General features: G+C 62.0%; 24 protein-coding genes, 1 tRNA gene and 1 pseudogene. 8 read left to right on the top strand and 18 right to left on the bottom strand.

Annotation, left to right across the window (positions count from 1 at the left end):
- Positions 1-204 precede the first annotated feature (204 nt).
- The 4 genes and pseudogenes from istA to ACTJJX_RS25845 all read left to right on the top strand — a co-directional run bounded on the left by istA (position 205) and on the right by ACTJJX_RS25845 (position 4367).
- Positions 205-1719 carry an IS21 family transposase gene (istA, locus tag ACTJJX_RS25830; RefSeq protein WP_146537839.1) on the top strand — a complete coding sequence of 505 codons (1515 nt, stop codon included), beginning with the start codon at positions 205-207 and terminating at the stop codon, positions 1717-1719.
- Between the two features lie 17 nt (positions 1720-1736).
- Complete coding sequence (gene istB, locus ACTJJX_RS25835; protein ID WP_045107743.1) at positions 1737-2492, top strand: IS21-like element ISPpu7 family helper ATPase IstB; 756 nt, start codon at positions 1737-1739, stop codon at positions 2490-2492.
- Positions 2493-2622: 130 nt separating this feature from the next.
- Positions 2623-3069, top strand: a pseudogene (locus ACTJJX_RS25840) (conjugal transfer nickase/helicase domain-containing protein); the annotation flags it as partial.
- The gene (locus ACTJJX_RS25845; protein ID WP_003454526.1) at positions 3066-4367 is read left to right on the top strand and encodes a site-specific integrase; all 1302 of its coding nucleotides are present in this window, start codon (positions 3066-3068) and stop codon (positions 4365-4367) included. The pseudogene ACTJJX_RS25840 and the gene ACTJJX_RS25845, both read left to right, overlap by 4 nt.
- A 336-nt stretch (positions 4368-4703) precedes the next feature.
- Here the strand turns inward: ACTJJX_RS25845 and ACTJJX_RS25850 are convergent.
- The 15 genes from ACTJJX_RS25850 to aspS all read right to left on the bottom strand — a co-directional run bounded on the left by ACTJJX_RS25850 (position 4704) and on the right by aspS (position 16677).
- A tRNA-Lys gene (locus ACTJJX_RS25850) sits at positions 4704-4779 on the bottom strand.
- Positions 4780-4838: 59 nt separating this feature from the next.
- Positions 4839-5513, bottom strand: coding sequence for a 7-cyano-7-deazaguanine synthase QueC (queC, locus tag ACTJJX_RS25855; RefSeq protein ID WP_003111415.1), 675 nt, complete (start codon positions 5511-5513; stop codon positions 4839-4841).
- 15 nt (positions 5514-5528) lie between these two features.
- Complete coding sequence (gene queE / locus ACTJJX_RS25860; protein WP_003112571.1) at positions 5529-6176, bottom strand: 7-carboxy-7-deazaguanine synthase QueE; 648 nt, start codon at positions 6174-6176, stop codon at positions 5529-5531.
- A 219-nt stretch (positions 6177-6395) separates the two neighbouring features.
- Entirely contained in the window at positions 6396-7220 is an 825-nt protein-coding gene (gene ybgF / locus ACTJJX_RS25865; RefSeq protein ID WP_003120698.1) for a tol-pal system protein YbgF, read from the bottom strand.
- 9 nt (positions 7221-7229) lie between these two features.
- The gene (gene pal, locus ACTJJX_RS25870) at positions 7230-7736 is read right to left on the bottom strand and encodes a peptidoglycan-associated lipoprotein Pal (RefSeq protein WP_003111417.1); all 507 of its coding nucleotides are present in this window, start codon (positions 7734-7736) and stop codon (positions 7230-7232) included.
- Positions 7737-7788: 52 nt separating this feature from the next.
- Entirely contained in the window at positions 7789-9087 is a 1299-nt protein-coding gene (gene tolB, locus ACTJJX_RS25875) for a Tol-Pal system beta propeller repeat protein TolB (RefSeq protein WP_003086128.1), read from the bottom strand.
- On the bottom strand, positions 9084-10127 hold the full coding sequence (gene tolA / locus ACTJJX_RS25880) for a cell envelope integrity protein TolA (protein WP_003117096.1): 1044 nt from the start codon (positions 10125-10127) through the stop codon (positions 9084-9086). Before tolA ends, tolB begins: the two co-directional genes overlap by 4 nt.
- A 2-nt stretch (positions 10128-10129) precedes the next feature.
- The gene (gene tolR / locus ACTJJX_RS25885; RefSeq protein ID WP_003086126.1) at positions 10130-10570 is read right to left on the bottom strand and encodes a protein TolR; all 441 of its coding nucleotides are present in this window, start codon (positions 10568-10570) and stop codon (positions 10130-10132) included.
- 22 nt (positions 10571-10592) lie between these two features.
- The gene (gene tolQ / locus ACTJJX_RS25890; RefSeq protein WP_003086125.1) at positions 10593-11288 is read right to left on the bottom strand and encodes a protein TolQ; all 696 of its coding nucleotides are present in this window, start codon (positions 11286-11288) and stop codon (positions 10593-10595) included.
- A 1-nt stretch (position 11289) separates the two neighbouring features.
- On the bottom strand, positions 11290-11736 hold the full coding sequence (ybgC, locus tag ACTJJX_RS25895; protein WP_003086124.1) for a tol-pal system-associated acyl-CoA thioesterase: 447 nt from the start codon (positions 11734-11736) through the stop codon (positions 11290-11292).
- A gap of 52 nt (positions 11737-11788) precedes the next feature.
- Positions 11789-12847: a Holliday junction branch migration DNA helicase RuvB gene (gene ruvB, locus ACTJJX_RS25900; protein WP_003086123.1), complete on the bottom strand. Its 1059-nt coding sequence runs from the start codon at positions 12845-12847 to the stop codon at positions 11789-11791.
- A gap of 10 nt (positions 12848-12857) precedes the next feature.
- Positions 12858-13463 (bottom strand): Holliday junction branch migration protein RuvA, encoded by a 606-nt coding sequence (gene ruvA, locus ACTJJX_RS25905; RefSeq protein WP_003086122.1) that lies wholly within the window; start codon positions 13461-13463, stop codon positions 12858-12860.
- Positions 13464-13479: 16 nt separating this feature from the next.
- Positions 13480-14004, bottom strand: a complete 525-nt coding sequence (gene ruvC / locus ACTJJX_RS25910; RefSeq protein ID WP_003112575.1) for a crossover junction endodeoxyribonuclease RuvC — start codon at positions 14002-14004, stop codon at positions 13480-13482.
- 84 nt (positions 14005-14088) lie between these two features.
- Positions 14089-14835, bottom strand: a complete 747-nt coding sequence (locus tag ACTJJX_RS25915; protein WP_003086107.1) for a YebC/PmpR family DNA-binding transcriptional regulator — start codon at positions 14833-14835, stop codon at positions 14089-14091.
- A 66-nt stretch (positions 14836-14901) separates the two neighbouring features.
- Positions 14902-16677 (bottom strand): aspartate--tRNA ligase, encoded by a 1776-nt coding sequence (gene aspS, locus ACTJJX_RS25920; protein WP_003123218.1) that lies wholly within the window; start codon positions 16675-16677, stop codon positions 14902-14904.
- A gap of 439 nt (positions 16678-17116) precedes the next feature.
- Here aspS and ACTJJX_RS25925 point away from each other — a divergent pair, with 439 nt between their 5' ends.
- Both ACTJJX_RS25925 and ACTJJX_RS25930 read left to right on the top strand, forming a co-directional pair.
- Positions 17117-17587, top strand: a complete 471-nt coding sequence (locus ACTJJX_RS25925; RefSeq protein ID WP_003086103.1) for a Dps family protein — start codon at positions 17117-17119, stop codon at positions 17585-17587.
- Positions 17588-17801: 214 nt separating this feature from the next.
- Entirely contained in the window at positions 17802-18416 is a 615-nt protein-coding gene (locus ACTJJX_RS25930) for a cold-shock protein (protein WP_003106665.1), read from the top strand.
- A 48-nt stretch (positions 18417-18464) separates the two neighbouring features.
- Here the strand turns inward: ACTJJX_RS25930 and ACTJJX_RS25935 are convergent, their stop codons facing one another.
- Positions 18465-18674: a SlyX family protein gene (locus ACTJJX_RS25935; RefSeq protein ID WP_003086099.1), complete on the bottom strand. Its 210-nt coding sequence runs from the start codon at positions 18672-18674 to the stop codon at positions 18465-18467.
- Positions 18675-19103 (bottom strand): HIT family protein, encoded by a 429-nt coding sequence (locus ACTJJX_RS25940; protein ID WP_016851910.1) that lies wholly within the window; start codon positions 19101-19103, stop codon positions 18675-18677. It lies immediately after the preceding gene.
- Between the two features lie 718 nt (positions 19104-19821).
- Between ACTJJX_RS25940 and ACTJJX_RS25945 the strand changes: the two genes are divergently transcribed.
- Positions 19822-21147, top strand: a complete 1326-nt coding sequence (locus ACTJJX_RS25945) for an OprD family porin (protein ID WP_003107743.1) — start codon at positions 19822-19824, stop codon at positions 21145-21147.
- Positions 21148-21210: 63 nt separating this feature from the next.
- Here ACTJJX_RS25945 and ACTJJX_RS25950 read toward each other — a convergent pair whose 3' ends face one another.
- Entirely contained in the window at positions 21211-21618 is a 408-nt protein-coding gene (locus ACTJJX_RS25950; protein WP_003086091.1) for a PaaI family thioesterase, read from the bottom strand.
- Positions 21619-21725: 107 nt separating this feature from the next.
- On the opposite strand from ACTJJX_RS25950, the gene ACTJJX_RS25955 reads away from it, so the two are divergent.
- Positions 21726-23441 (top strand): proline--tRNA ligase, encoded by a 1716-nt coding sequence (locus ACTJJX_RS25955; protein WP_003102377.1) that lies wholly within the window; start codon positions 21726-21728, stop codon positions 23439-23441.
- The last annotated feature ends 1 nt before the right edge of the window (position 23442 follow it).

Here is a 23442-nt window from a genome sequence, read left to right on the forward strand (position 1 = left end):
TGCGGATTCCACGGTCATCTGGCCACCCATTCCATGAGCATCTGACCACCGATTCCACGGTGATCCGGCCACCCATTCCACGCGCATCCGGCCACTGATTCCACGGCCATCCGGCCACTCAACCGGGCAGGCAGTAACGCAGGATTTCTTCACTACCATCGACCTCTTTTTCGAAGCAGAGAGGTCGTCGTGGAGCGTTTATCCATGCGTAAGATTCGCGAAGTACTACGTCTCAAGTTCGAGGTCGGACTATCGGCTCGCCAGATTGCGGTCAGCGTGCAGGTCGGTCGTGTCACCGTCGGCGACTACCTCAATCGTTTTGCCGCCAGCGGTCTCAGTTGGCCCTGTTCGTTGTCCGATGCCGAGTTGGAGCAGCAACTGTTCCCGCCGGCCCCGGCGGTTGCCAGTGAGAAGCGGCCTTTACCCGATTGGGCATGGGTGCATGCCGAACTGCGCCGCCCCGGGGTGACCCTGGCGCTGCTCTGGCAGGAGTACCGCCTGAGCCAGCCTCAGGGCTTTCAGTACAGCTGGTTCTGTGAGCACTACCGAGCCTGGCAGGGCAAGTTGGACGTGGTGATGCGTCAGGAGCACCGCGTCGGCGAGAAGCTGTTCGTCGACTATGCCGGCCAGACGGTGCCGGTTATCGATCGCCACAGCGGCGAGATCCGCCAGGCGCAGGTGTTCGTCGCGGTGCTCGGCGCGTCCAGCTACACCTTCGCCGAAGCCACCTGGTCGCAGCAGCTGCCGGACTGGCTAGGCTCCCATGCCCGCTGCTTCGCCTTCCTCGGCGGCGTGCCGGAGATCGTGGTGCCGGACAACCTGCGCAGCGCGGTGAGCAAGAGTCACCGCTACGAGCCGGACATCAACCCCAGCTACCGCGATCTGGCCGAGCACTATGGCGTGGCGGTGGTGCCGGCGCGGGCACGCAAACCGCGCGACAAGGCCAAGGCCGAAGTCGGCGTGCAGGTGGTCGAGCGTTGGATCCTCGCCGCACTGAGGAATCGGCAGTTCTTCTCCCTGGATGAACTCAACACGGCCATCGCCGGGCTGCTGGAGCGGCTCAACCAACGCCCGTTCAAGAAGCTGCCGGGCTCCCGGCAGTCGGCCTTCGACAGCCTGGATCGTCCGGCGCTGCGCCCCCTGCCGGAGCAACCCTACGTCTACGCCGAGTGGAAGAAGGCGCGGGTGCACATCGACTACCACGTCGAGGTCGATGGGCATTACTACTCGGTGCCGTATCAACTGGTGAAGAAGCAGCTGGAGGTGCGCCTGACGGCGCGCACCGTCGAGTTTTTCCACGCCAACCAGCGAGTGGCCAGCCACCTGCGCTCAATGCACAAGGGCAGGCACAGCACGCAGGCCGAGCACATGCCCAAGAGCCATCGCGAGCATGCCGAGTGGACGCCGCAACGGCTGATCCGCTGGGCCGAGCAGACCGGGCCGAACACCGCCGGCGTGATCCGGCACATCCTCGAACGGCGCATCCATCCGCAGCAGGGCTACCGGGCCTGCCTGGGCATCCTGCGCCTGGGTAAAACCCACGGTGAGGCGCGTCTGGAGTTGGCCTGCCGTCGCGCCATCAGCCTCGGCACGTGCAGCTACAAGAGCCTCGAATCGATCCTGCGCCAGGGGCTGGAAAACCTGCCGCTAGCTCAAACCAACCTGCCGCTGCTGCCGGACGACCACGCCAACCTGCGCGGATCCGCCTACTACCACTGACCCCAAGGAATCCCACCATGCTGCCCCATCCGACCCTGGACAAGCTGCAAACCCTGCGCCTGCACGGCATGCTCAAGGCGCTGAATGAACAACTGAAAACCCCGGACATCGACAGCCTGAGCTTCGAAGAACGCCTCGGCCTGCTGGTCGACCGCGAGCTGACCGAACGCGATGACAAGCGCCTGAGCAGCCGCCTGCGCCAGGCCCGGCTCAAGCACAACGCCTGCCTCGAAGACATCGACTACCGCAGCCCGCGCGGACTGGATAAGGCGCTGATCCTGCAACTGAGCAGTGGCCAGTGGCTGCGCGACGGCCTCAACCTGATCATCGGCGGCCCCACCGGTGTCGGTAAAACCTGGCTGGCCTGTGCCCTGGCCCACCAGGCCTGCCGGGAGGGCTACAGCGTGCGCTACCTGCGCCTGCCACGTTTGCTGGAAGAACTGGGTCTGGCCCATGGCGACGGCCGCTTCGCCAAGCTGATGAGCAGCTACGCCAAGACCGACCTGCTGATCCTCGACGACTGGGGCCTGGCCCCGTTCACCGCCGAACAGCGGCGCGACATGCTGGAGCTACTGGACGACCGCTACGGCCAGCGCTCGACCATCGTCACCAGCCAGATGCCGGTGGACAACTGGCACGAGCTGATCGGCGACCCGACCCTGGCCGACGCCATCCTCGACCGCCTGGTGCACAACGCTTATCGGATCAATCTGAAGGGTGAATCAATGCGCAAACGGACGCAGAAATTGACGACGCCGGGCACCTCAGACTAACAATGCCACCCCTGCGTCGCTGCGCTCCGACTGCCCGGCCGGATGGCCGTGGAACAGGTGGCCAGATGGCCGTGGAATGCCTGGCCAGATGAGCGTGGACTGGGTGGCCGGATGGTGTGGAATCCGCACTCCTGAAACAGTTGAAGACGTATTTATGCCTAGCAGAAGCACTGATCTGGGACAGGGATTCGTTGGCTGGATGAAAGCTGGCATCGCGGCCCGTCGCCTGTTCATCAACGACACCAAAGCCTTGATACATACCGTCGACGGGACCGCCATGCTGGTCACACCAGGAATCTTCAAGCGTTATGTCCATGAGCATCCAGAGCTCGAAAAGCTGGCCCAGGCCAAGGAGACGACCGGCTGGAAGCTGGTGCAACGCGCGTTCGAGAAACAGGGTCTTCACCGAAAGACCAATAAGAACCTGAACATCTGGACCATCAAGGTTTCTGGTCCTCGCAAGACGAAAGAGCTCAAGGCATACCTGCTCCAGGATCCCAAACTGCTGTTCCCTGTGCAGCCTCTGGACAACCCAAGCCTCACGGTCATCACCGATGCCGAAGGGGGTGTGGAATGACCCCACTTCAATTGACCGAGGAATATCTCTTCGCACACGACCTCAGAGAGGCCAGCCAGAAGACCTATCGAGCAGCAACCAGAGCGCTCATGAAGCACTTCGGCAGCACAGTCACCGTGCAGGAAATCACTCATCGGAGTGTATTGGAATGGAGACGAAAGGTATTGGAGCAGGGGCTATCCAAACGCAGTTGGAACACTTACTCGAGCCACCTGCGCACCGTTTGGGGATATGCCATTGAGTACGAACTGCTGACCCACAGCCAAATCAATCCTTTCAAGAAAACCGGAGTGACGCCGCCAAAGCGGCCGAGCAAGACAGTAGCACTCGATGCCATACAAAGCGCTCGCTCCTGGCTGAAAGTGCTAGATAGCTCCGAGCACTGCACGGGGGAACGCGCACGAATCACTCCGGTTTGGTTCTGGCGGTGCGTATTCGAGACATTCTACGAAACCGGCATCCGTCTGAATGCGCTGCTGTGCATTCGTAAGTGCGATGTGGACTGGAAAAGAAAAATGATCCTGATCCGGGCTGAGACAGAGAAAACCCACCGAGAGTTTTCCGTCCCCATCACCGATGGGATAGCCCCCCATATACGGCGGCTACTCCAGGAAGCCGAGCAGGTAGGCATGAGCCACCACGACCAGCTATTCAATGTGAATCGTTTCTCACGCCACTATGCACGCAAGGAAATGAATGCCGACCAAGTCGAGGCGATGTACAGAAAGTTGACCGAGAAGACCGGGGTACGAATGACGCCCCATCGATTCAGGCACACCCTGGCTTCCGACTTGATGAAGCAGCATGAGCGCAATATCCATGTCGCCAAGGATCTACTCAACCACTCCAACATCCAAACAACAATGAGCTATATCGAGACGGATCACGATCAGATTCGGGCAGTGCTTAACGAGCGAAGCCTAGCTCAGGGCGCCGTGGCACAGACCCGAAAGGTCGATTACAGTGGATCGCCGCAGAAGGCGGCTCATTCAAGGCCGGCGCTGCCACGCCCAACTCAGAGAGGAAGCAGTCCGTCGACACAGGTACCCACAGCAGAAGTGACGAGTACGGGGTCTGATCAGGAGATTCAGGCTTACAACTCACCACCCTTCTGTACTCAAAGAAGAGCCGACGCGGTACCCCCACCAGCGGACAACTCCGAACAGGACTTGCTGTTCGCGCTGCTGGCCCAACACCTGTTGCGACAGGCAAGCCTGACGACAACCGAGGGCAACTGCGCTCCTAGATGGGGTACCGTTGTCGGAAAGAAAGCAAGCCCCCCGTTGGCCGATCGGTAGGCCGGTAGGGAAAATCTGAAATAAGCGAGGGCCTCTGCACATCAACGCCGGCGCACTCGCAGAGCCCTGAATTCTCGCGGCTATCACCGCATGACCCTCTGTAATCGCAGATTACGTCGGAGGTGCTTTGCTACGCCTACAGATAGGTATGAGCGGCCAGCTCAGGGCCAATCCCATGGCTTCAGGGCCTTAGAAACAGAAAAGCCCACCTAAATAGGCGGGCTATTCCATATTGACATCACGTCAATGCGGGCCTAATGTTCGGCCCAGACGGCTGCTAGACAAGAACCGGCGTAACACCCCTTCCTAGACCTATGCAACTCGCCCCGTCGAAAATGGTGGGTCGTGTAGGATTCGAACCTACGACCAATTGGTTAAAAGCCAACTGCTCTACCGACTGAGCTAACGACCCAACGCGAGGCGTATAATACTGATTTCTAACGTAAAAACAACACCCCTCGTGAATTTTTTTCAGAAATATGGCGTCGGGTCGGAAATACCAGCCGCCGCGAAGCCATCCGCACGCAGCCGGCAGCTATCGCATTTGCCGCACGCACGTCCCTGCTCATCGGCTTGATAACAGGACACCGTCAGGCCGTAATCCACCCCACGCGCCACGCCCGCCTGGATGATCTGCGCCTTGGACAGATACTGCAGCGGCGCCTGGATGCGGAAGCCATTGCCTTCCACGCCCGCCTTGGTTGCCAGGTTCGCCATGCGCTCGAAAGCCTCGACGAATTCAGGGCGACAATCCGGATAACCAGAGTAATCCACCGCATTCACACCGATGAAGATGTCACGGGCATCCAGGACCTCGGCCCAGCCCAGGGCGAGCGAGAGGAACACCGTATTGCGCGCCGGCACGTAAGTCACCGGTATACCTTCGCTAGGCGACTCGGGCACCGCGATGCTCTCGTCGGTCAATGCCGAGCCGCCCATGCCATTGAGGTCGAGCCCTATCACCTTGTGCTCGATCACGCCCAACTGCCGGGCCACGCGCTCGGCGGCCTGCAGCTCGGCGCGATGGCGCTGGCCGTAGTCGAAACTCATGGTGTAGCAGGCGTAGCCGTCGGCCTTGGCCATGGCGACAACGGTGGCGGAGTCGAGGCCGCCGGAGAGCAGGATGACCGCTTTCTTCTGGTTCATGATGAATTCCTCGTCTCAATGGCCCGGTTCGTCGTTCCAGAGAATCTTGTGCAGTTGCAATTGCAGGCGGACCGGCAGGTTGTCGGCCACGATCCAATCGGCCAGTTCTCGCGCGCTGACCTGATGGTGGCTCGGCGAGAACAGGACTTCACCGGCACGCTGGTCGAGGCGGTACTCGATCAGCTTGGATACCGCCCAGTCGTAGTCCTCTCGCGAACAGACGACGAACTTCACCTGATCGTTGTCGGTCAGCAACGGGATATTTTCGTATCGGTTGCGTCCGACCTCGCCAGATCCCGGCGTCTTGAGGTCGAGAACCTTGCTTACGCGCGGGTCGACCCGTGACACGTCGAGAGCCCCGCTGGTTTCCAGGGAAACCTCGTAGCCGGCGTCGCAGAGCCGTTCCAGCAGAGAGATGCAATTCGGCTGGGCCAGCGGCTCCCCGCCGGTCACGCAGATGTAGCGGGGCTTGTAGGCGGCAACCCGCTCGAAAATGGCGTCCAGGCTAACGACGTCGCCGCCGCTGAAGGCATAGGCGGTATCGCAATAGTGACAGCGCAAGGGGCAGCCGGTCAGGCGCACGAAGACCGTCGGCAAGCCGGCGGTACGTGTTTCCCCCTGCAACGAGTAGAAAATCTCGGTGATGCGCAGGGTCTGTTGCATATTCAGCCACGGGCGTGACGACTGAACAGGTCGTCCGCCTCCGTTGCGGTAAATGAAGGAACGCCACGGGACGTATCCTGTCGTGGCGCTCGAAATCCCGGAAGGTCTCGCGTGGAGAGGCACGAAGATCAGCCGAGCTGAAACCATGCAGCTTCACGGGGGCGCCGATTCTAACGAAAAAACCCGCGACAGGCGCGGGTTTGTTCATCGGGAACGGGATCAGCGAAGGTTCTTGAGATCGCGCTGCGCCAGTTGAGCGGCCGAAGTGCCTGGGTACTGGGAAATGACCTGCTGGAGGATACCCTTGGCCTTGTCGTTGTTACCCAGGCGACGCTCGACGTCCGCCAGCTTGTACAGCGAGTCGGGCACCTTCTGGCTGCTGGGGTAGCTCTGGCTGACCCGCGCGAAGGCCTGGCCGGCACCTTGCAGGTCGCCCTTGGCCAGGTTCACCTCGCCGAGCCAGTACTGGGCGTTGCCGGAGTACTGGCTGTTCGGGTACTTGCGCAAGAAGGCATTGAACGCCTGGCTCGCCTTGTCGAAATCCTTGCTCTTTATCAGGTCGAAGGCCGCATCGTAGTAGAGCTTCTCCTTCGCCGGGTCGCCCGGCTCGCTGCTCGGCGCCGGTGCGTTGTTGCCTGCGGGAGCCGCAGGCGCCCCATTGGCGTTGATGGCGCCAGCGGGTGCGGAATTCTGTGCAGCGGGAGCGCCACCACCGGAAATCCGACGGTCGAGGTCCTGGTAGCGTTCCAGGCTTTCCTGCTTGAGCTGCTGGATCTGGTTCTGCTGCTCCTCGAGCGTGCCACGCAGGCGAGCCAACTCGTCCTGCATCTGCTGGAGCTGCATGAACAGTTCGCCCTGCACGGAGGTGGGGGTTGTCACCCCACCTCCGGCAAAGGCGCCGCCGGCACCTGCCGTGCCATACCCGGAAGGAGGAACGTTGCCGCCATTGTTGGCGGCAACGCCGTCATACACAGGAACTTCCGCCCAGGCCGCTAATGGCAGGCTGAGCGCGAGGAACGTCAGGACACGCAGGTGCTTGGGCATAACGACTTCTTACTTCTTCAGCTCGACGCGACGGTTCTGAGCCCAGGACTGCTCGTCGTGGCCGGTAGCGACCGGACGCTCTTTACCATAGGAAACCAGTTCCAGCTGGGCCGGCGAAACACCCTGCAGCACCAGGTAGCGCTGAACGGCCTTGGCACGACGCTCGCCCAGAGCCATGTTGTACTCGCGGGTGCCGCGTTCGTCGGTGTGGCCTTCCAGCACTACGCGCTGACCGCTGCCTTTCAGGTCTTTCGCGTGTACGTCCAGAGCGCGCATGGCTTCCGGCTTCAGGTCGGAGCTGTCGTACTCGAAGTAGAAGGTGGTGATCGCACGCAGAGCGGCTTCGTCGCTCAGGCTGCCGTCAACGGCACCGCTGTTGGCGCCATAGCCTGCGTTCGGATCGACGCCGCCATTGGCACCTTCACCGGAAGCATCGCCGCCCTTGGAGGAGCAACCCACAGCCACAGCCATGGCCAGAGCCAGCGCAGCAAATTTGCCGAATTTCAGCATTTCCATCATGTAACTCCTAATGAACCCCAGTGTATAAGTTTGTAACCGTTGGCGACCGTCAGTTCAGGTAAGGGGACCAGGAAGGCTCGCGCACATCGCCCTGAGCGGTAGGGAGAGGTATCCGTACGCGTCCGTTGATGGATACGAGCATCAGCACGCCCCGGTCCTGCTGGCGGGTGGCGTAGATTAGCATGGTGCCATTGGGCGCAACAGTGGGCGAATCGTCCAGAGTGGTGTTCGACAGCACCCGCAGATTGCCGCGCTGGAGGTCCTGGGCGGCGATCTGGAAGTTGGTGTAGCCCTGCTGGCGGTGGACCATTACCAGGGTCTTCTCGTCGGCCGAGAGTTTCGGGTTGGCGTTGTAGTTGCCGATGAAGGTTACCCGGTCCACGGCACCGCTGTTCACGTTCATTTTGTAGATCTGCGGCTTGCCGCCACGGTCCGAGGTGAAGTACAGGGTAGAGCCGTCCTTGCCCCAGAAGGGTTCGGTATCGATCGCCAGGTTGTTGGTCAGGCGGCGCAGGGCGCGGCTGCCAAGGTCCATGACGTAGATTTCCGGGTTGCCGTCGCGCGACAGGACGAAGGCCAGGCGGTTGCCGTCAGGGGAGAATGCCGGAGCGCCATTCAGGCCCTCGAAATTGGTGATCTGCTCACGACGGCCAGTATCGACGTACTGGATGAAGATACGCGGGCGCTTCTGTTCGAAGGAGACATAGGCGATACGGCGGCCATCGGGCGAGAAGCGCGGCGACACGATGGGCTCGCGCGACTGCAGCAGGGTCACCGGGCGGGCGCCGTCGTAGTCGGAGCGCTGCAAGGTGTAGCGGGTGTTGTCGACCGAGAAACGCTCGGCGGTGACATAGAGCATCTTGGTGGAGAACGCGCCCTTGATACCGGTGAGCTTCTCGAACGACTGGTCGGCGATGTAGTGCGACATGTCGCGGAGCTGATCGGTGCTGCCGGTCACGCTGCCGGTCAGGACCTGCTGCTCGGTGCCGACATCGAACAATGCGTACTGCACCTGCAGGCGTCCGCCGGCAGGCACGATGTTGCCGACCATCACGTAGTTGACGCCAACTGCCTTCCAGTCACGGAAGATCACTTCGCTGGCCTGCGCCGGCTGGCTGATCATGTTCTGCCGGGGCAGCGGCTCGAAGTAGCCGGAGTTGCGCAGGTCGTTGCCGATGATATTGGACATGTCTTCCGGCAACACGTTGCCCCCCTGGAAGCCGAACGGCACCACGGCGATGGGAATGGCACGGTCGTTACCGCTGGAGATCACCAGCGGGTCGGCAGCCTGCGCAGCACCTGCCACCAGGGCCAGGGCGAACAGCGCAATGCGAATCAGGGTACTCACAGACTCAAATCCTCCGGTTTAAAGATGATGCGGCGCTGACGATACAGGCTGTCGAAGGTAGCCCGCGGCAATTGCTGCATCTCGGGAATACGGCCGACGTTGCGCACCGCCGCCACCGCCGAACTGTCGAAAGGCTTGTCGCCACTCGAACGGCTGACGCTGGCATTGGTGATGGTACCGTCCGGCAGCATTTCGATCAGTACTTCTACGCTCATTCCATTACGCGCCGATGGAGGACGCCGCCACTGCTGGCTCACCAGGTTGACGATCAGGTCGTCGAGACTGCCGGTGACCTCGCTGCCCACCTCGTCGGCCAGGGCCTGCTGGCGCTCGGTCGTATCCGAAAGCAACTCGGCCAATGCCTGCGCCTTCTTGTCCTCGGCAGCCTTGCGGGCTGCCGCGGCAGCGGCGGCGGCCTTTTTCTTGGCGGCCTCGACGGCGGCTTTCTTCTTCGCCGCTTCCGCAGCAGCCTTCTTCTTGGCCTCCTCGGCCGCTTTCTTCTTCGCGTCCTCGGCTGCCTTTTTCTTGGCGTCCTCAGCGGCCTTTTTCTTGGCCTCGTCCTCGGCGCGCTTCTTGGCTATGTCAGCCTGCTTCTTCTGTTCGGCGGCCTTGGCCTCGGCAGCTTTCTTGGCTTCATCGGCCTTTTTCGCCTCGGCGGCTTTCTGGGCCTCGGCCTTTCGAGCCTCGTCAGCCTTCTTTTGTTCCGCCGCTTTCGCAGCAGCGACCTGCTGCTGTTCCAGCTTTTGTTGCTCGAGTTTCTGCTGCTCGAGCTTCTTCTGTTCGAGCTGCTCGACTTCGTATTGCTTGGAGGCGGTCTTCTTCGCCTCGCCAGCGATCTTCTGGTTGGTCTGTGTCGTCGCCTGGCTCTTCGACTTGAGCTGGTAGAGCGTGGCCTGCACGATCGGCTTGGAGGGAGGAAGCTCCGGAGCAAACGCCCAGCTGACGAACAGCATGGCGAAGATCAGAACGTGCAGGACCACCGCCAGGACGACGGGCCAGAAATAACTCTCGGAAGGCGAGCGTTCGAACTGTTGCTTCAAGATCAGGGGGCCTCGGTAATCAACCCGACGTTGGGCACACCGGCCTGCTGCAAGGCACCCATGGCGCCAACCACCGCACCATAGTTCACCGCCTTGTCGCCGCGGATGAATACCTGGGTGTCCGGACGGGCACTCATGATCTTGGTGACTGCATCGGTCATCTGTTCCAACGACACGGCACTATCGGTCTGTTTTTCAGTATCCACTTCGCTGCCGACGTTCCAGTAATAGGAACCGTCGGCCTTCACCGAAAGGGTCAGGACCTGCTTGTTGTTGTCCTGAGGCAACGCCTCGCTGGACACCTTCGGCAGGTCGACCTTGACCCCCTGGTTAAGCATCGGTGCGGTCACCATGAAAATCACCAGCAGTACCAGCATCACGTCGATGTAAGGCACCACGTTCATTTCCGCGACCGGCTTGCGCTTGTGACGAACCCTTGCCATATCGGCTTACCTCTCAGTCGTCTTAGTCGTCGCTGGTGTGCACCTTGCGGTGCAGGATGGCCTGGAACTCGTCGGCGAAGGTGTAGTAACGACCGATCAGCATCTCAGAACGTGCGGAGAAGCGGTTGTAGGCGATGACCGCCGGGATCGCGGCGAACAGGCCGATGGCGGTAGCGATCAGCGCTTCGGCGATACCCGGGGCGACGGTGGCCAGGGTTGCCTGCTGCACGGTGGCCAGGCCACGGAAGGAGTTCATGATACCCCAGACGGTACCGAACAGGCCGACGTACGGGCTGGTGGAACCGACGGTTGCCAGGAATGGCAGGCTGGCTTCGAGTTTCTCCTCCTCACGGGAGATGGCCACACGCATGGCGCGCGCCACGCCCTCCATCACCGCATCGGGATCGACGCCGGGCTGCTGGCGCAGACGGGAAAACTCCTTGAAGCCGGCACGGAAGATCTGCTCGACGCCGGAGTCCGGGTCCGGATTGCTACCGGCCTGGCGGTACAGCTTGGACAGGTCGATGCCCGACCAGAAGCGTTCTTCGAAAGCATCCAGTGCCTTCTTGGCGGCGCGCATGGCGTTACCGCGCTGGAAAATCATGATCCAGGATGTGACCGAGGCGGCCACGAGGGTCAGCATGACCAGCTGCACCACGATACTGGCGTTGCTGATCAGGCTCCACATGGAGGTATGGTCGACGACGTTCGGTTCCACTTTAATCTCCTGCTGAAAAAGAATCCGGGCTTCCGGCAAAAGCCGCACGCAACGTTTCGGGGATAGCACGTGGCTTCAGGGTGTCCGCTCGCACGCACGCCACCAGGAACCGCCCCTCGCAGAGCAGGACGGAGTCCGACGCTCGACGAACCTGTTGACGAAACTTCAGGCTCGCCCGGTTCAACTCCTCGACCTCGGCGCTGACAAGCAGTTCATCATCGAGCTTGGCCGGGGCGTGGTAACGCGCCTCGGCGGAGTGCACGACGAACAGCAGATTGTCGCCGACCAGTTGCGATTGGGCGAACCCCAAAGCTCGCAGCCGCTCGGTCCGAGCCCGTTCCATGAACTTGAGATAGTTGACGTAATAGACGATGCCGCCGGCATCCGTGTCCTCGTAATAGACCCGGAAACGCTGCTGGAACGGCTTTCCCCCGTGTTGCGCGCGCATACTCTAGAACCAAGTCCCGGCTTTGCCAATCGGCAATCGCCCACAAATGCAATTAATTACCATCTTCAGACGTGAACAGATCCGTCGTCACCCCCGGCCCCAACCTTTTCGGAATATTCAGGCCAAAGTGCAGGTACGCATGGCGTGTTACCACGCGCCCCCGCGGTGTCCGCATGATGTAGCCCTGCTGGATCAGATAGGGCTCCAGTACATCTTCGATCGTGTGCCGCTCCTCGCTCAACGCCGCAGCCAAGTTGTCGATTCCTACAGGCCCGCCATCGAACTTGTCGATCATGGTCAGCAACAGACGACGGTCGAGGTGGTCGAAGCCACGCTCGTCGACATCGAGCAGGTTCAATGCCTTGTCGGCGATCACCCGGGTAATGTCGCCCTGCCCCCGGACCTCGGCGAAGTCGCGTACCCGGCGCAGCAGGCGATTGGCGATTCGCGGCGTACCGCGGGCGCGCTTGGCGATTTCCGCCGCGCCCTGCGGCTCGATCTCCAGGCCGAGAATGCCGGCCGACCGACTGACGATGGTCGCCAGGTCCTCGACGTTGTAGAACTCCAGGCGCTGGACGATACCGAAGCGATCGCGCAGTGGATTGGTCAGCATGCCGGCACGGGTGGTCGCGCCGACCAGGGTGAACGGCGGCAGGTCCAGCTTGATGGAGCGGGCCGCGGGCCCTTCGCCGATCATGATGTCCAGCTGGAAATCTTCCATGGCCGGATACAGCACTTCTTCGACGATGGGCGAAAGACGGTGGATCTCGTCGACGAACAGGACGTCGCCGGCCTCCAGGTTGGTCAGCAATGCGGCGAGATCGCCGGGACGCTCGAGCACCGGCCCGGAAGTACTCTTGATGGAAACGCCCATTTCCTGGGCGATGATATTCGCCAGGGTCGTCTTGCCCAGCCCCGGCGGACCGAAGATCAGCGTATGGTCGAGCGCCTCCTGGCGGCCGCGCGCGGCATGGATGAACAGCTCCATCTGCTCGCGCACGCTGGGCTGGCCGATGTAGTCGGCCAGCTTCAGCGGGCGAATGGCGCGGTCCAGCTGCTCATCGCGTTCGCGACCGGAAACGGCGGATATGAGGCGATCAGGCTCGATCATCGGGCGCCACCTAGACCATGCCCTTCAGGGCCTGGCGGATCATTTCTTCGCTGGACAAATCCTCTCCCGGTACGGCTGCGACGGCACGACTGGCTTCCTGTGGCTTGAAGCCGAGGGCGATCAGCGCGCTGACTGCATCGGCCTCGGCGCTTGAGACTGTAGCGCTGGCACGGGGTTCCATCACCAACGGTGCAATCGTGGGCATGTTTTCCCAAGCCTTGAAGCGGTCCTTCAACTCCACCAGCAGGCGCTCGGCGGTCTTCTTGCCAACACCGGGGATCTTCACCAGGGTGGAGGTGTCCTGTGCCTGGACGCAACGCACCAGTTCGTCCACTTCCAGGCCCGACATCAGCGCCAGGGCCAGTTTCGGACCCACGCCGTTGAGCCGGATCAGCTCACGGAACAGCTCTCGCTCGCGCTTTTCGGCGAAGCCATAGAGCAAGTGCGCATCCTCACGCACAACCAGATGGGTATGCAAGGTCACCGGCTCGCCCACCGAAGGCAACCGATAGAGGGTCGTCATCGGCACTTCCACTTCATAGCCGACGCCATTCACATCGAGGATCAGGTGTGGCGGCTGTTTCTCCGCCAGGGTGCCACGCAAGCGTCCGATCACGAAGAGCTTTCCTTATTCAAAGACGCAGGCGCCCGCCACGTCGGCGTGCGCCCACCAGGCCATGGGGGACCAGACTCTGTTGGGTATGGGCATGACACAGGGCGATGGCCAGGGCGTCGGAAGCATCTATCTGCGGTTTCTGGGTCAGCTTCAACAGATGCATGACCATCATCTGCACCTGCTGCTTGTCTGCACCGCCGGTCCCCACGACTGCCTGCTTGACCTGCGAGGCGGTGTACTCCGCCACGCTCAACCCCTCCTCCATTGCCGCGACGATGGCCGCCCCCCGCGCCTGCCCCAGCTTCAGGGCCGAATCGGCGTTGCGCGCCATGAACACCTGCTCGATGCTCAGGGCCGTCGGGCCATGGGTGCGGATCACCTCGCGGACGCTGCGAAACACCACGTGTAGACGCTCGTGCAAGGGGCCATTACCGGTCCGTATACATCCGGACGCCACGTATTCGCAACCGCGCGCCGTTTCCCGCACCACGCCGAAGCCGGTGATGCGCGAGCCCGGGTCAATCCCTAGAATCAAAGTCATAAGCTGGATACTAAAAGCCGGAAGCGGGGTTCGAACGCATCAAGCGTACCCCACTTCCGGCTTCGCGTTATCGCTCCGATCGGCTCAGCCGAGCTGCGCCATCACGTCGTCCGGGATATCGGCATTGGAATAGACGTTCTGCACGTCGTCCAGGTCCTCGAGCATGTCGATCAGCTTGAGCACCTTCTGCGCGGTTTCCAGGTCTAGGGTCGCGGTGGTCGAAGGGATCATGGTGACTTCGGCTTCGTCGCCCTTGAATCCGGCGGCGGCCAGCGCCTCGTTCACCGAAATGAAGTCGGCGAAGGTGGTGAACACGTCGATGGAGCCATCATCGTTGACTACCACGTCATCGGCGCCAGCCTCCAGGGCCGCGTCCATCAGCGCTTCCTCGTCCACGCCGGGAGCGAAGCTGATCTGTCCCTTGCGCTCGAACATGTAGGCGACCGAACCATCGGTGCCCAGGTTGCCGCCACACTTGCTGAAGGCATGACGAACTTCCGCAGCTGTACGGTTGCGGTTGTCGGTCATCGCCTCGACGATGATCGCTACGCCGCTCGGCGCATAGCCTTCATAGGAAAGCTCGACCATGTTGTCGGCATCGTTGGAGCCGACGCCGCGTGCAATGGCACGGTCGATGGTATCGCGGGTCATGTTGGCGGTCAGCGCCTTGTCCACGGCCAGGCGCAGACGCGGGTTGTCCGCCGGTACGCCGCCGCCCTGCCTTGCAGCGACGGTCAGCTCACGGATCAGCTTGGTAAAGATCTTGCCTTTCTTGGCATCTTGCCGCTCTTTGCGGTGCTTGATGTTGGCCCATTTAGAATGACCAGCCATAACTCACTCCGTATTGCTCTCTCGGCAGGAGGCGCCGCAAGCGGCGCCTCCGCGGGTTGATTCGAATCACTCGGCCTTCGGCTGCTCGCGCAGGCGAATGTGCAGCTCGCGCAGGGCCTTGCCGTCCACGGAACCCGGTGCCTGGGTCATGACGTCGCCAGCGCTCTGGGTCTTCGGGAAGGCGATCACTTCGCGGATCGACGATGCACCGGTCATCAGCATGACCAGGCGATCCAGGCCGAAGGCCAGGCCGCCATGCGGCGGCGCACCGTACTTGAGCGCGTCGAGCAGGAAGCCGAATTTCTCTTCCTGTTCCGCCTCGTCGATGCCCAGCACACGGAACACCGCCTGCTGCATGGACTTGTCATGGATACGGATGGAACCGCCACCCAGCTCGGTACCGTTGAGCACCATGTCGTAGGCGCGGGAAAGTGCCGCGCCCGGATTGGCCTCAAGCTCAGCCGGGGTGCACTTGGGCGAGGTGAACGGGTGGTGCAGCGCGGACAGCGAGCCGTCGTCGTTCTCCTCGAACATCGGGAAGTCCACGACCCACATGGGCGCCCACTCCCGGGTGAGCAGCTTGAGGTCATGGCCGACCTTGATACGCAGCGCGCCCAGGGCATCGCAAACGATCTTGGCCTTGTCGGCGCCAAAGAACACGATGTCGCCGTCGACCGCGCCAACGCGATCGAGGATCACGTTCAGGTTGGCCTCGGGGATGAACTTCACGATCGGCGACTGCAGGCCTTCCACGCCCTTGGCGCGCTCGTTGACCTTGATGTAGGCCAGGCCCTTGGCACCATAGATGCCGACGAACTTGGTGTAGTCGTCGATCTGGCTGCGCGGCATGGAGGCGGCGCCCGGTACACGCAGGGCGGCGACACGCCCCTTCGGATCGTTGGCCGGACCGGAGAAGACCTTGAACTCCACTTCCTTCAACTGGTCGGCGACGTCCACCAACTCCAGCGGGATGCGCAGGTCGGGCTTGTCCGAACCGTAGCGGCGCATGGCCTCTTCGAACGGCATGTGCGGGAACTCGTCGAACTCGACATCCAGCACTTCCTTGAACAGCTGGCGCACCATCTTCTCGGTGATGCCGATGATGTCGCTCTCGTCGAGGAAGCTGGTCTCGATGTCGATCTGGGTGAATTCCGGCTGGCGGTCGGCACGCAGGTCCTCGTCACGGAAGCACTTGGCGATCTGGTAGTAGCGATCGAAGCCGGCGACCATCAGCAGTTGCTTGAACAACTGCGGCGACTGCGGCAGGGCGAAGAAGTGGCCCGGGTAGGTACGGCTCGGCACCAGGTAGTCGCGCGCGCCTTCCGGCGTCGGCCGGCCGAGGATCGGGGTCTCGACGTCGAGGAAGCCGTTGTCGTCCAGGTAGCGGCGAATGCTGCTGGTGATGCGCGCGCGCAGCTTCAGCTTGGCGGCCATCTCCGGACGACGCAGGTCGATGAAGCGGTAGCGCAGGCGGGTTTCCTCGCCCACATCGGAGTATTCATCCAACGGGAACGGCGGAGTCTCGGCCTGGTTCAGCACTTCCAGTTCGTAGCCCAGTACCTCGATGGAGCCAGACGCCATGTTCGGGTTGCGCGCGCCTTCAGGGCGCAGGCGCACCTTGCCGGTGATCTTCACCACGAACTCGCTGCGCACCCGGTCGGCCTTGGCGAAGGTTTCCGCACGGTCCGGATCGAACACCACCTGGGCCAGCCCCTCGCGATCGCGCACATCGAGGAAGATCACTCCACCATGGTCGCGGCGGCGGTGAACCCAACCGCAAAGGGTGACTTCCTGGCCGTCCAGGCTCTCGTTCAGTTGGCCGCAATAGTGGCTGCGCATCATGGTGTGGTTCGCTTCTCGTAAGTCTTGGATTCTGTGGAGCCGCCGGCTGCCTGGCGACCATTGCCGGGCTCTCGCCGGCCCTGACCGAGCACCGGAACCATCGGTACGCCCCCGGAAGGACATCTCCCGCGCTGCCCGGTGAACGGCAACGGCGAAGCACCCGCATCCGGGCCCACTTCGCATTGAAGGCGGGGATTATAGCCTGAAAAATCCATGGCTTGCAGCCAGCCCCGCCGGCCTGTCACGCGGGAAGCCAGGCCGTTGAACGGAAGCATTTCGCCTCCCCCTGCGAACCATTCGCTTGACCGGGCAGTCGGAATAGATTCTCCCTATCGCCGCCTTTGACATAGACCAAGAGCGCTGGGAAAAACCCTGTGTTAGCCTCACTCCAACTGTTTCGGAGTGCCCCATTCACAAGGCCGACTGAAAGGAGAACGCCATGGAAATCAATATCGGAATCGGCGAACAAGATCGCGCAGCCATTGCCGAGGGCCTGTCGCGGCTACTGGCCGACACCTACACCCTCTACCTGAAAACCCACAACTTCCACTGGAACGTCACCGGCCCGATGTTCAACACGCTGCACCTGATGTTCGAAGGCCAGTACACCGAACTGGCCGTTGCCGTGGACGACATCGCCGAGCGCATCCGGGCCCTGGGCTTCCCGGCGCCCGGCACCTACGCCGCCTACGCCCGCCTCTCGTCCATCAAGGAGGAGGAAGGCGTTCCGGAAGCCGAGGAGATGATCCGGCAACTGGTCCAGGGTCAGGAAGCCGTGGTGCGCACCGCCCGCAGCATCTTCCCGCTGCTGGACAAGGTCAGCGACGAACCCACCGCCGACCTGCTCACTCAACGTATGCAGGTGCATGAAAAGACCGCCTGGATGTTGCGCAGCCTTCTTGCCAGCTGATCGTCGATCGCTCGATAGAAAGCGGGGCCCGCCTCAGGGTCCCGCCCTCCCCCTCCGGCGCCAACCGCTTGATTTGAGTAGCCTCGTGCTTTCCTGTTAAATAGCCGCCGTGCGTCACGCGCATAGGCCGGCCGTCCTTCCGCACCTTTCGTTTCATGCACCGAAGCGCTGTCCGGCTACTTGATCGTTACCCCATCAAGGTGAACTCATTGACATGTTGAAAATCGTCCTTCTGGTCACGGGCGTCGCCGCCCTATTGCTGTCCTTCATTCCCAGCCTAAGAACCGAAGCCACACCCTTCCTGCAACATCCCGATGCCATCTACCTGGCCATTCTGGGCCTGATCAACCTGCTCTTCGCTCCCGTACTGCAATCGTCACATCCAACCCGCCCGCTGCAGGCCGGCGCAGCCGCCCTGCTGGTCCTGGGCGTCGTCCTGCAGGCACTGATCCTGCTGGCGCCGCTGCCGACCATCGCCGACCAGCCGGCGATCGTCCTGCCCCTGCTAAGCCTGGTGCTGGCCACGGCCCTGCAACTGGCGGGCAGCCTGAAACCCGGCAAACCGGTCTCGCGCAGCGCCAGCGCCCCGGCAGCCCTCGGCGGCAGCCAGGACAGCGGCAACCGGGAGACCGGTACCGTGAAGTGGTTCAACACCTCAAAAGGTTTCGGCTTCATTTCCCGCGATTCGGGCGAGGACATCTTCGTCCACTTCCGAGCGATTCGCGGCGAAGGCCACCGCATCCTCATCGAAGGCCAGCGCGTGGAGTTCTCGGTGGTACAACGGGACAAGGGCCTGCAGGCGGAAGACGTGATCGCCTCCCGCCGCTGACCGCCGCGAAAAACAGAAAACCCGCCGAACGGCGGGTTTTTTGTGCATTCAATAATGGGGAGGAGGCGCTTCGTCTTCCCCCGCCTCGCCCACCAGCCCCTGGACGTCTTCCAGACGCTTGATCAATGCCGCGACCTGAAGCTGCAGTCGCTCGATGCTGCGCTGCTGCTCGACCACCACATCGTTGAGAGCCTGCAAAGTGTCATCCTGGAAAGCCTGGCGGCATTCCAGGTCATCCATGCGCGCGTCCAGCTCCATCTAGGCCTCCCCGGCAAAACAAAAGCCGTCGGTCAGCACCATCCGCAACTTGCCGCGGATCGCCTCGACCTGCTCGGAAGAATAAGGCCGAGCCGGATGGCGCCCCCAGACAGGGCCGGGCCAGGCGTCGTCACCACGTCGCCGGACGATCACGTGCATGTGAAGCTGGCTGACCACATTGCCCAGGTTAGCGACATTCATCTTGTCCGCACGGAAGGTGTCCTTGAGGACCTCTGCCAGCAGCGTGGCCTCGCGCCACAGCGCCTGCCGGTCATCGACATCGAGCTGGAACAGCTCGGTGACATCCTCCCGCCTCGGCACCAGGATGAACCACGGATAGCGGGCATCGTTCATCAGCAGCAGGCGGCTGAGGGGAAAGTCGCCGAGCAACAGGGTGTCCTGCTCCAGCCGGGGATCCAAAGCGAACATACTGACCTCTCCTGTTCGACCGTCGTTCATGGACAGCTTAGCCCCTCCCTCCGGGAAGGGCCCCGCCGTAACTGCCGCGCAGGATACTTCGCCGCCCGGCCAAAGCAAGCCCACACATCCGCCCGCCCCAGCTTGGCGCGCCTCTCCAGCCGAACGCCCCATAAGATGCCGGCCAAATGAATACAGCGCGACGCCGAACATAAGACATGCCGTGGATACAAACGCATTCGCCACAGACAACTCGATGGCAACCAACCCTTGAAGCAGACGGATTACAATCAGGTTTCAAAGCATAATTCGTTTGCTTTCAAACAGAATAGCCTCGCTCTCGAAGAAACCAACTGGAATACATAGGCGAAGCCATTTTCCAATTTGTGCACGGAGTTTGCTTATACCTCTTTCATCACAGTAAGAGGGGCCGTACGGAACATGACATTTTTATTACAAGGCCCCGCCAATCGGAAAAAGCGACTTGAGAAGCGACCTCAACAAGAGTGACCAACCCCGCGACATACGTCATTTTTTCAACTGCGCACCTACGCAGATGCGACATGCGTCATGCAATTTTGCGACAGCACGGTAAAGAATCCGTCGCTTCGGAACCTCAACTATCGCCAAGAAACACTGCGTGCTATAAGTTAGCGCCGACAAGAAGAACTAGCCGTCACTGCGGCCCTGTGATGGCAGAGATAATTTCAAAACCAAAGGAGCAATCACAATGAAAGTGATGAAGTGGAGCGCCATTGCACTGGCGGTTTCCGCAGGTAGCACTCAGTTCGCCGTGGCCGACGCATTCGTCAGCGATCAGGCCGAAGCGAAGGGGTTCATCGAAGACAGCAGCCTGAACCTGCTGCTCCGCAACTACTATTTCAACCGTGACGGCAAGGAAGGTCGGGGTGATCGCGTCGATTGGACCCAGGGCTTCCTCACCACCTACGAATCCGGCTTCACTCAAGGCACCGTGGGCTTCGGCGTCGATGCCTTCGGCTACCTGGGCCTGAAGCTCGACGGCACCTCCGACAAGACCGGCACCGGCAACCTGCCGGTGATGAACGACGGCAAGCCGCGCGATGACTACAGCCGCGCCGGCGGCGCCGTGAAGGTGCGCATCTCCAAGACCATGCTGAAGTGGGGCGAGATGCAACCGACCGCCCCGGTCTTCGCCGCTGGCGGCAGCCGCCTGTTCCCGCAGACCGCGACCGGCTTCCAGCTGCAGAGCAGCGAATTCGAAGGGCTCGACCTCGAGGCAGGCCACTTCACCGAGGGCAAGGAGCCGACCACCGTCAAATCGCGCGGTGAGCTCTACGCCACCTACGCCGGCCAGACAGCCAAGAGCGCCGACTTCGCTGGCGGCCGCTACGCGATCACCGACAACCTCAGCGCCTCCCTCTATGGCGCAGAGCTGAAAGACATCTATCGCCAGTACTACCTGAACACCAACTACACCATCCCGCTGGCCTCCGATCAATCGCTGGGCTTCGACTTCAACATCTACCGCACCACCGACGAAGGCAAGTCCAAGGCTGGCGACATCAGCAACACCACCTGGTCCCTGGCGGGCGCGTATACCCTGGACGCCCACACCTTCACCCTGGCCTACCAGCAGGTGCATGGCGACGAGCCGTTCGACTACATCGGCTTCGGCGGCAACGGTTCCGGCGCCGGCGGCGACTCGATCTTCCTCGCCAACTCCGTCCAGTACTCCGACTTCAACGGTCCTGGCGAGAAATCCTGGCAGGCCCGCTACGACCTGAACCTGGCCTCCTACGGCGTTCCTGGCCTGACCTTCATGCTGCGTTACATCAATGGTAAGGACATCGACGGTACCAAGGTCGATTCCAGCTCCTCCTATGCAGGCCTGTACGGCGAGGATGGCAAGCACCACGAAACCAACCTCGAAGCCAAGTACGTGGTCCAGTCCGGTCCGGCCAAGGACCTGTCGTTCCGCATCCGCCAGGCCTGGCACCGTGCCAACGCCGACCAGGGCGAAGGCGACCAGAACGAGTTCCGCCTGATCGTCGACTATCCGCTGTCGATCCTGTAATCGACCGACAGGCAACGAAAAAACCCGGCATCGCCGGGTTTTTTCTTCTTGGCGGCAACGCGCCTATAAAGGAAGGGCGTAGGTACCGGTGACATGGGCCACCAGGTCTTCCTCATTACTCTGCGAAAACACCCCGACCTCGCAGACGACCTGGCGCCGCCCCAGCTTGAGGATGCTCGCCTCGGCCAACAGGTCCTCGGGCCTGGGCTTGCTGAGGAAGTTGATGTTCAGGTTCGAGGTCACGGCCATCTCGACCGCCCCGAGACGCCCGAGAATGACCGCGTACATCGCCGCGTCGGCCAGCGCCATGATGGTCGGGCCGGACAGCGTTCCACCGGGACGCACCAGCTTGCCGTGAAAAGGTATGCGCGCCAGCGCATGTCGTTCATCGAGACGCTCGACACGAAAATCGATGTCCTCGGCCATGGGCAGCCCCATGCGGATCAACGCCTGTACCTGCGCCGCGTTCATTGCCTGCTGACTCCTCATCATCGATGGCCGGCGCCCTGTACGCAGCCAGACCGGCACCGTACAATGCCCAGCCATTCCTCCCGATACAACCGACATAACGGCCAAAGATGCGTACCAGTCAGTATCTGCTTTCCACGCTCAAAGAAACCCCCGCCGACGCGGTGGTAATCAGCCATCAACTGCTGCTTCGCGCCGGCATGATCCGTCGCCTGGCCTCGGGTCTCTACACCTGGCTGCCAATGGGCCTGCGGGTACTGCGCAAGGTCGAGACCATCGTCCGCGAGGAAATGAACGCTGCCGGCGCCCTGGAAGTGCTGATGCCGGCGGTGCAGCCGGCCGAGCTGTGGCAGGAGTCGGGGCGCTGGGAGCAATACGGCCCTGAGCTGCTGCGCCTGAAGGACCGCCACGAGCGCGAATTCTGCGTAGGCCCGACCCACGAAGAAGTGATCACCGACCTCGCGCGCAACGAGCTGAACAGCTACAAGCAACTGCCGATCAACTTCTATCAGATCCAGACCAAGTTCCGCGATGAGATCCGCCCGCGCTTCGGCCTGATGCGCGGACGCGAATTCATCATGAAGGACGCCTATTCCTTCCACCTGAGCCAGGACTCGCTGCAGCAGACCTACGACGGGATGTACCAGGCGTACAGCAAGATCTTCTCCCGCCTCGGCCTGGATTTCCGTCCCGTGCAAGCCGACAACGGCTCCATCGGCGGCAGCGGCTCCCATGAGTTCCACGTGCTGGCCAACTCCGGCGAGGACGATATCGTCTTCAGCGACAGCTCCGACTACGCCGCGAACATCGAGAAGGCCGAAGCCGTGCCGCGCGAGAGCGCCCGCGGCAGCGCCACCGAGGACATGCGCCTGGTCGACACGCCCAACACCAAGACCATCGCGGCCCTGGTGGACGGCTTCCAGCTACCGATCGAGAAAACCATCAAGACCCTGGTGGTGCATGGCGCCGAAGAAGGCACCCTGGTCGCCCTGATCGTCCGCGGTGATCACGAGCTCAACGAAATCAAGGCCGCCAACCAGCCGCTGGTCGCCAGCCCGCTGGTATTCGCTTCGGAGGCCGAGATCCGTGCCGCCATCGGCGCCGGCCCCGGCTCGCTGGGCCCGGTCAACCTGCCGATCGCCTGCATCGTCGACCGCTCCGTCGCCCTGATGAGCGATTTCGCCGCTGGCGCCAACATCGAGGACAAGCACTACTTCGGCGTGAACTGGGAGCGCGACCTGCCGCTGCCCGAGGTCGCCGACCTGCGCAATGTCGTCGAAGGCGACCCCAGCCCGGACGGCAAGGGCACCCTGGTGATCAAGCGCGGCATCGAGGTCGGTCATATCTTCCAGCTTGGCACCAAGTACAGCGAAGCGATGAAGCTGAGCGTCCTGAGCGAACAGGGCAAGCCGGTCAACCTGATCATGGGCTGCTACGGCATCGGCGTATCCCGCGTGGTCGCCGCCGCCATCGAGCAGAACCATGACGAGCGCGGCATTCTCTGGCCAAGCGCACTGGCGCCGTTCCAGATCGCCCTGGTACCGCTGAAGTACGAAACCGAGAGCGTCAAGCAGGCGACCGACAAGCTCTATGCCGAGCTGACCGCAGCCGGTTTCGAAGTGCTGCTGGACGATCGCGACAAGAAGACCAGCCCCGGGGTGAAGTTCGCCGACATGGAGCTGATCGGCATTCCCCACCGCATCGTGATCAGCGACCGCGGCCTCAGCGAAGGCGTCCTGGAATACAAGGGCCGCCGCGACAGCGAGTCGCAGAACCTGCCGATCGGCGAACTGATGTCGTTCATCACCGAAAAACTCAGCCGCTGAG

The sequence above is a fragment of the Pseudomonas sp. 22490 genome (assembly GCF_052044465.1).
In the GTDB taxonomy this organism is placed as follows: domain Bacteria; phylum Pseudomonadota; class Gammaproteobacteria; order Pseudomonadales; family Pseudomonadaceae; genus Pseudomonas; species Pseudomonas aeruginosa.

Excerpts from the sequence above, each read along its gene's own strand:
- istA (WP_146537839.1), top strand. The coding sequence starts at position 205 with ATGCGTAAGATTCGCGAAGTACTACGTCTCAAGTTCGAGGTCGGACTA.
- istB (WP_045107743.1), top strand. The coding sequence starts at position 1,737 with ATGCTGCCCCATCCGACCCTGGACAAGCTGCAAACCCTGCGCCTGCAC.
- ACTJJX_RS25845 (WP_003454526.1), top strand. The coding sequence starts at position 3,066 with ATGACCCCACTTCAATTGACCGAGGAATATCTCTTCGCACACGACCTC.
- queC (WP_003111415.1), bottom strand. The coding sequence starts at position 5,513 with ATGAACCAGAAGAAAGCGGTCATCCTGCTCTCCGGCGGCCTCGACTCC.
- queE (WP_003112571.1), bottom strand. The coding sequence starts at position 6,176 with ATGCAACAGACCCTGCGCATCACCGAGATTTTCTACTCGTTGCAGGGG.
- ybgF (WP_003120698.1), bottom strand. The coding sequence starts at position 7,220 with ATGCCCAAGCACCTGCGTGTCCTGACGTTCCTCGCGCTCAGCCTGCCA.
- pal (WP_003111417.1), bottom strand. The coding sequence starts at position 7,736 with ATGGAAATGCTGAAATTCGGCAAATTTGCTGCGCTGGCTCTGGCCATG.
- tolR (WP_003086126.1), bottom strand. The coding sequence starts at position 10,570 with ATGGCAAGGGTTCGTCACAAGCGCAAGCCGGTCGCGGAAATGAACGTG.
- ybgC (WP_003086124.1), bottom strand. The coding sequence starts at position 11,736 with ATGCGCGCGCAACACGGGGGAAAGCCGTTCCAGCAGCGTTTCCGGGTC.
- ruvB (WP_003086123.1), bottom strand. The coding sequence starts at position 12,847 with ATGATCGAGCCTGATCGCCTCATATCCGCCGTTTCCGGTCGCGAACGC.
- ruvC (WP_003112575.1), bottom strand. The coding sequence starts at position 14,004 with ATGACTTTGATTCTAGGGATTGACCCGGGCTCGCGCATCACCGGCTTC.
- ACTJJX_RS25915 (WP_003086107.1), bottom strand. The coding sequence starts at position 14,835 with ATGGCTGGTCATTCTAAATGGGCCAACATCAAGCACCGCAAAGAGCGG.
- aspS (WP_003123218.1), bottom strand. The coding sequence starts at position 16,677 with ATGATGCGCAGCCACTATTGCGGCCAACTGAACGAGAGCCTGGACGGC.
- ACTJJX_RS25925 (WP_003086103.1), top strand. The coding sequence starts at position 17,117 with ATGGAAATCAATATCGGAATCGGCGAACAAGATCGCGCAGCCATTGCC.
- ACTJJX_RS25930 (WP_003106665.1), top strand. The coding sequence starts at position 17,802 with ATGTTGAAAATCGTCCTTCTGGTCACGGGCGTCGCCGCCCTATTGCTG.
- ACTJJX_RS25935 (WP_003086099.1), bottom strand. The coding sequence starts at position 18,674 with ATGGAGCTGGACGCGCGCATGGATGACCTGGAATGCCGCCAGGCTTTC.
- ACTJJX_RS25940 (WP_016851910.1), bottom strand. The coding sequence starts at position 19,103 with ATGTTCGCTTTGGATCCCCGGCTGGAGCAGGACACCCTGTTGCTCGGC.
- ACTJJX_RS25945 (WP_003107743.1), top strand. The coding sequence starts at position 19,822 with ATGAAAGTGATGAAGTGGAGCGCCATTGCACTGGCGGTTTCCGCAGGT.
- ACTJJX_RS25950 (WP_003086091.1), bottom strand. The coding sequence starts at position 21,618 with ATGAACGCGGCGCAGGTACAGGCGTTGATCCGCATGGGGCTGCCCATG.
- ACTJJX_RS25955 (WP_003102377.1), top strand. The coding sequence starts at position 21,726 with ATGCGTACCAGTCAGTATCTGCTTTCCACGCTCAAAGAAACCCCCGCC.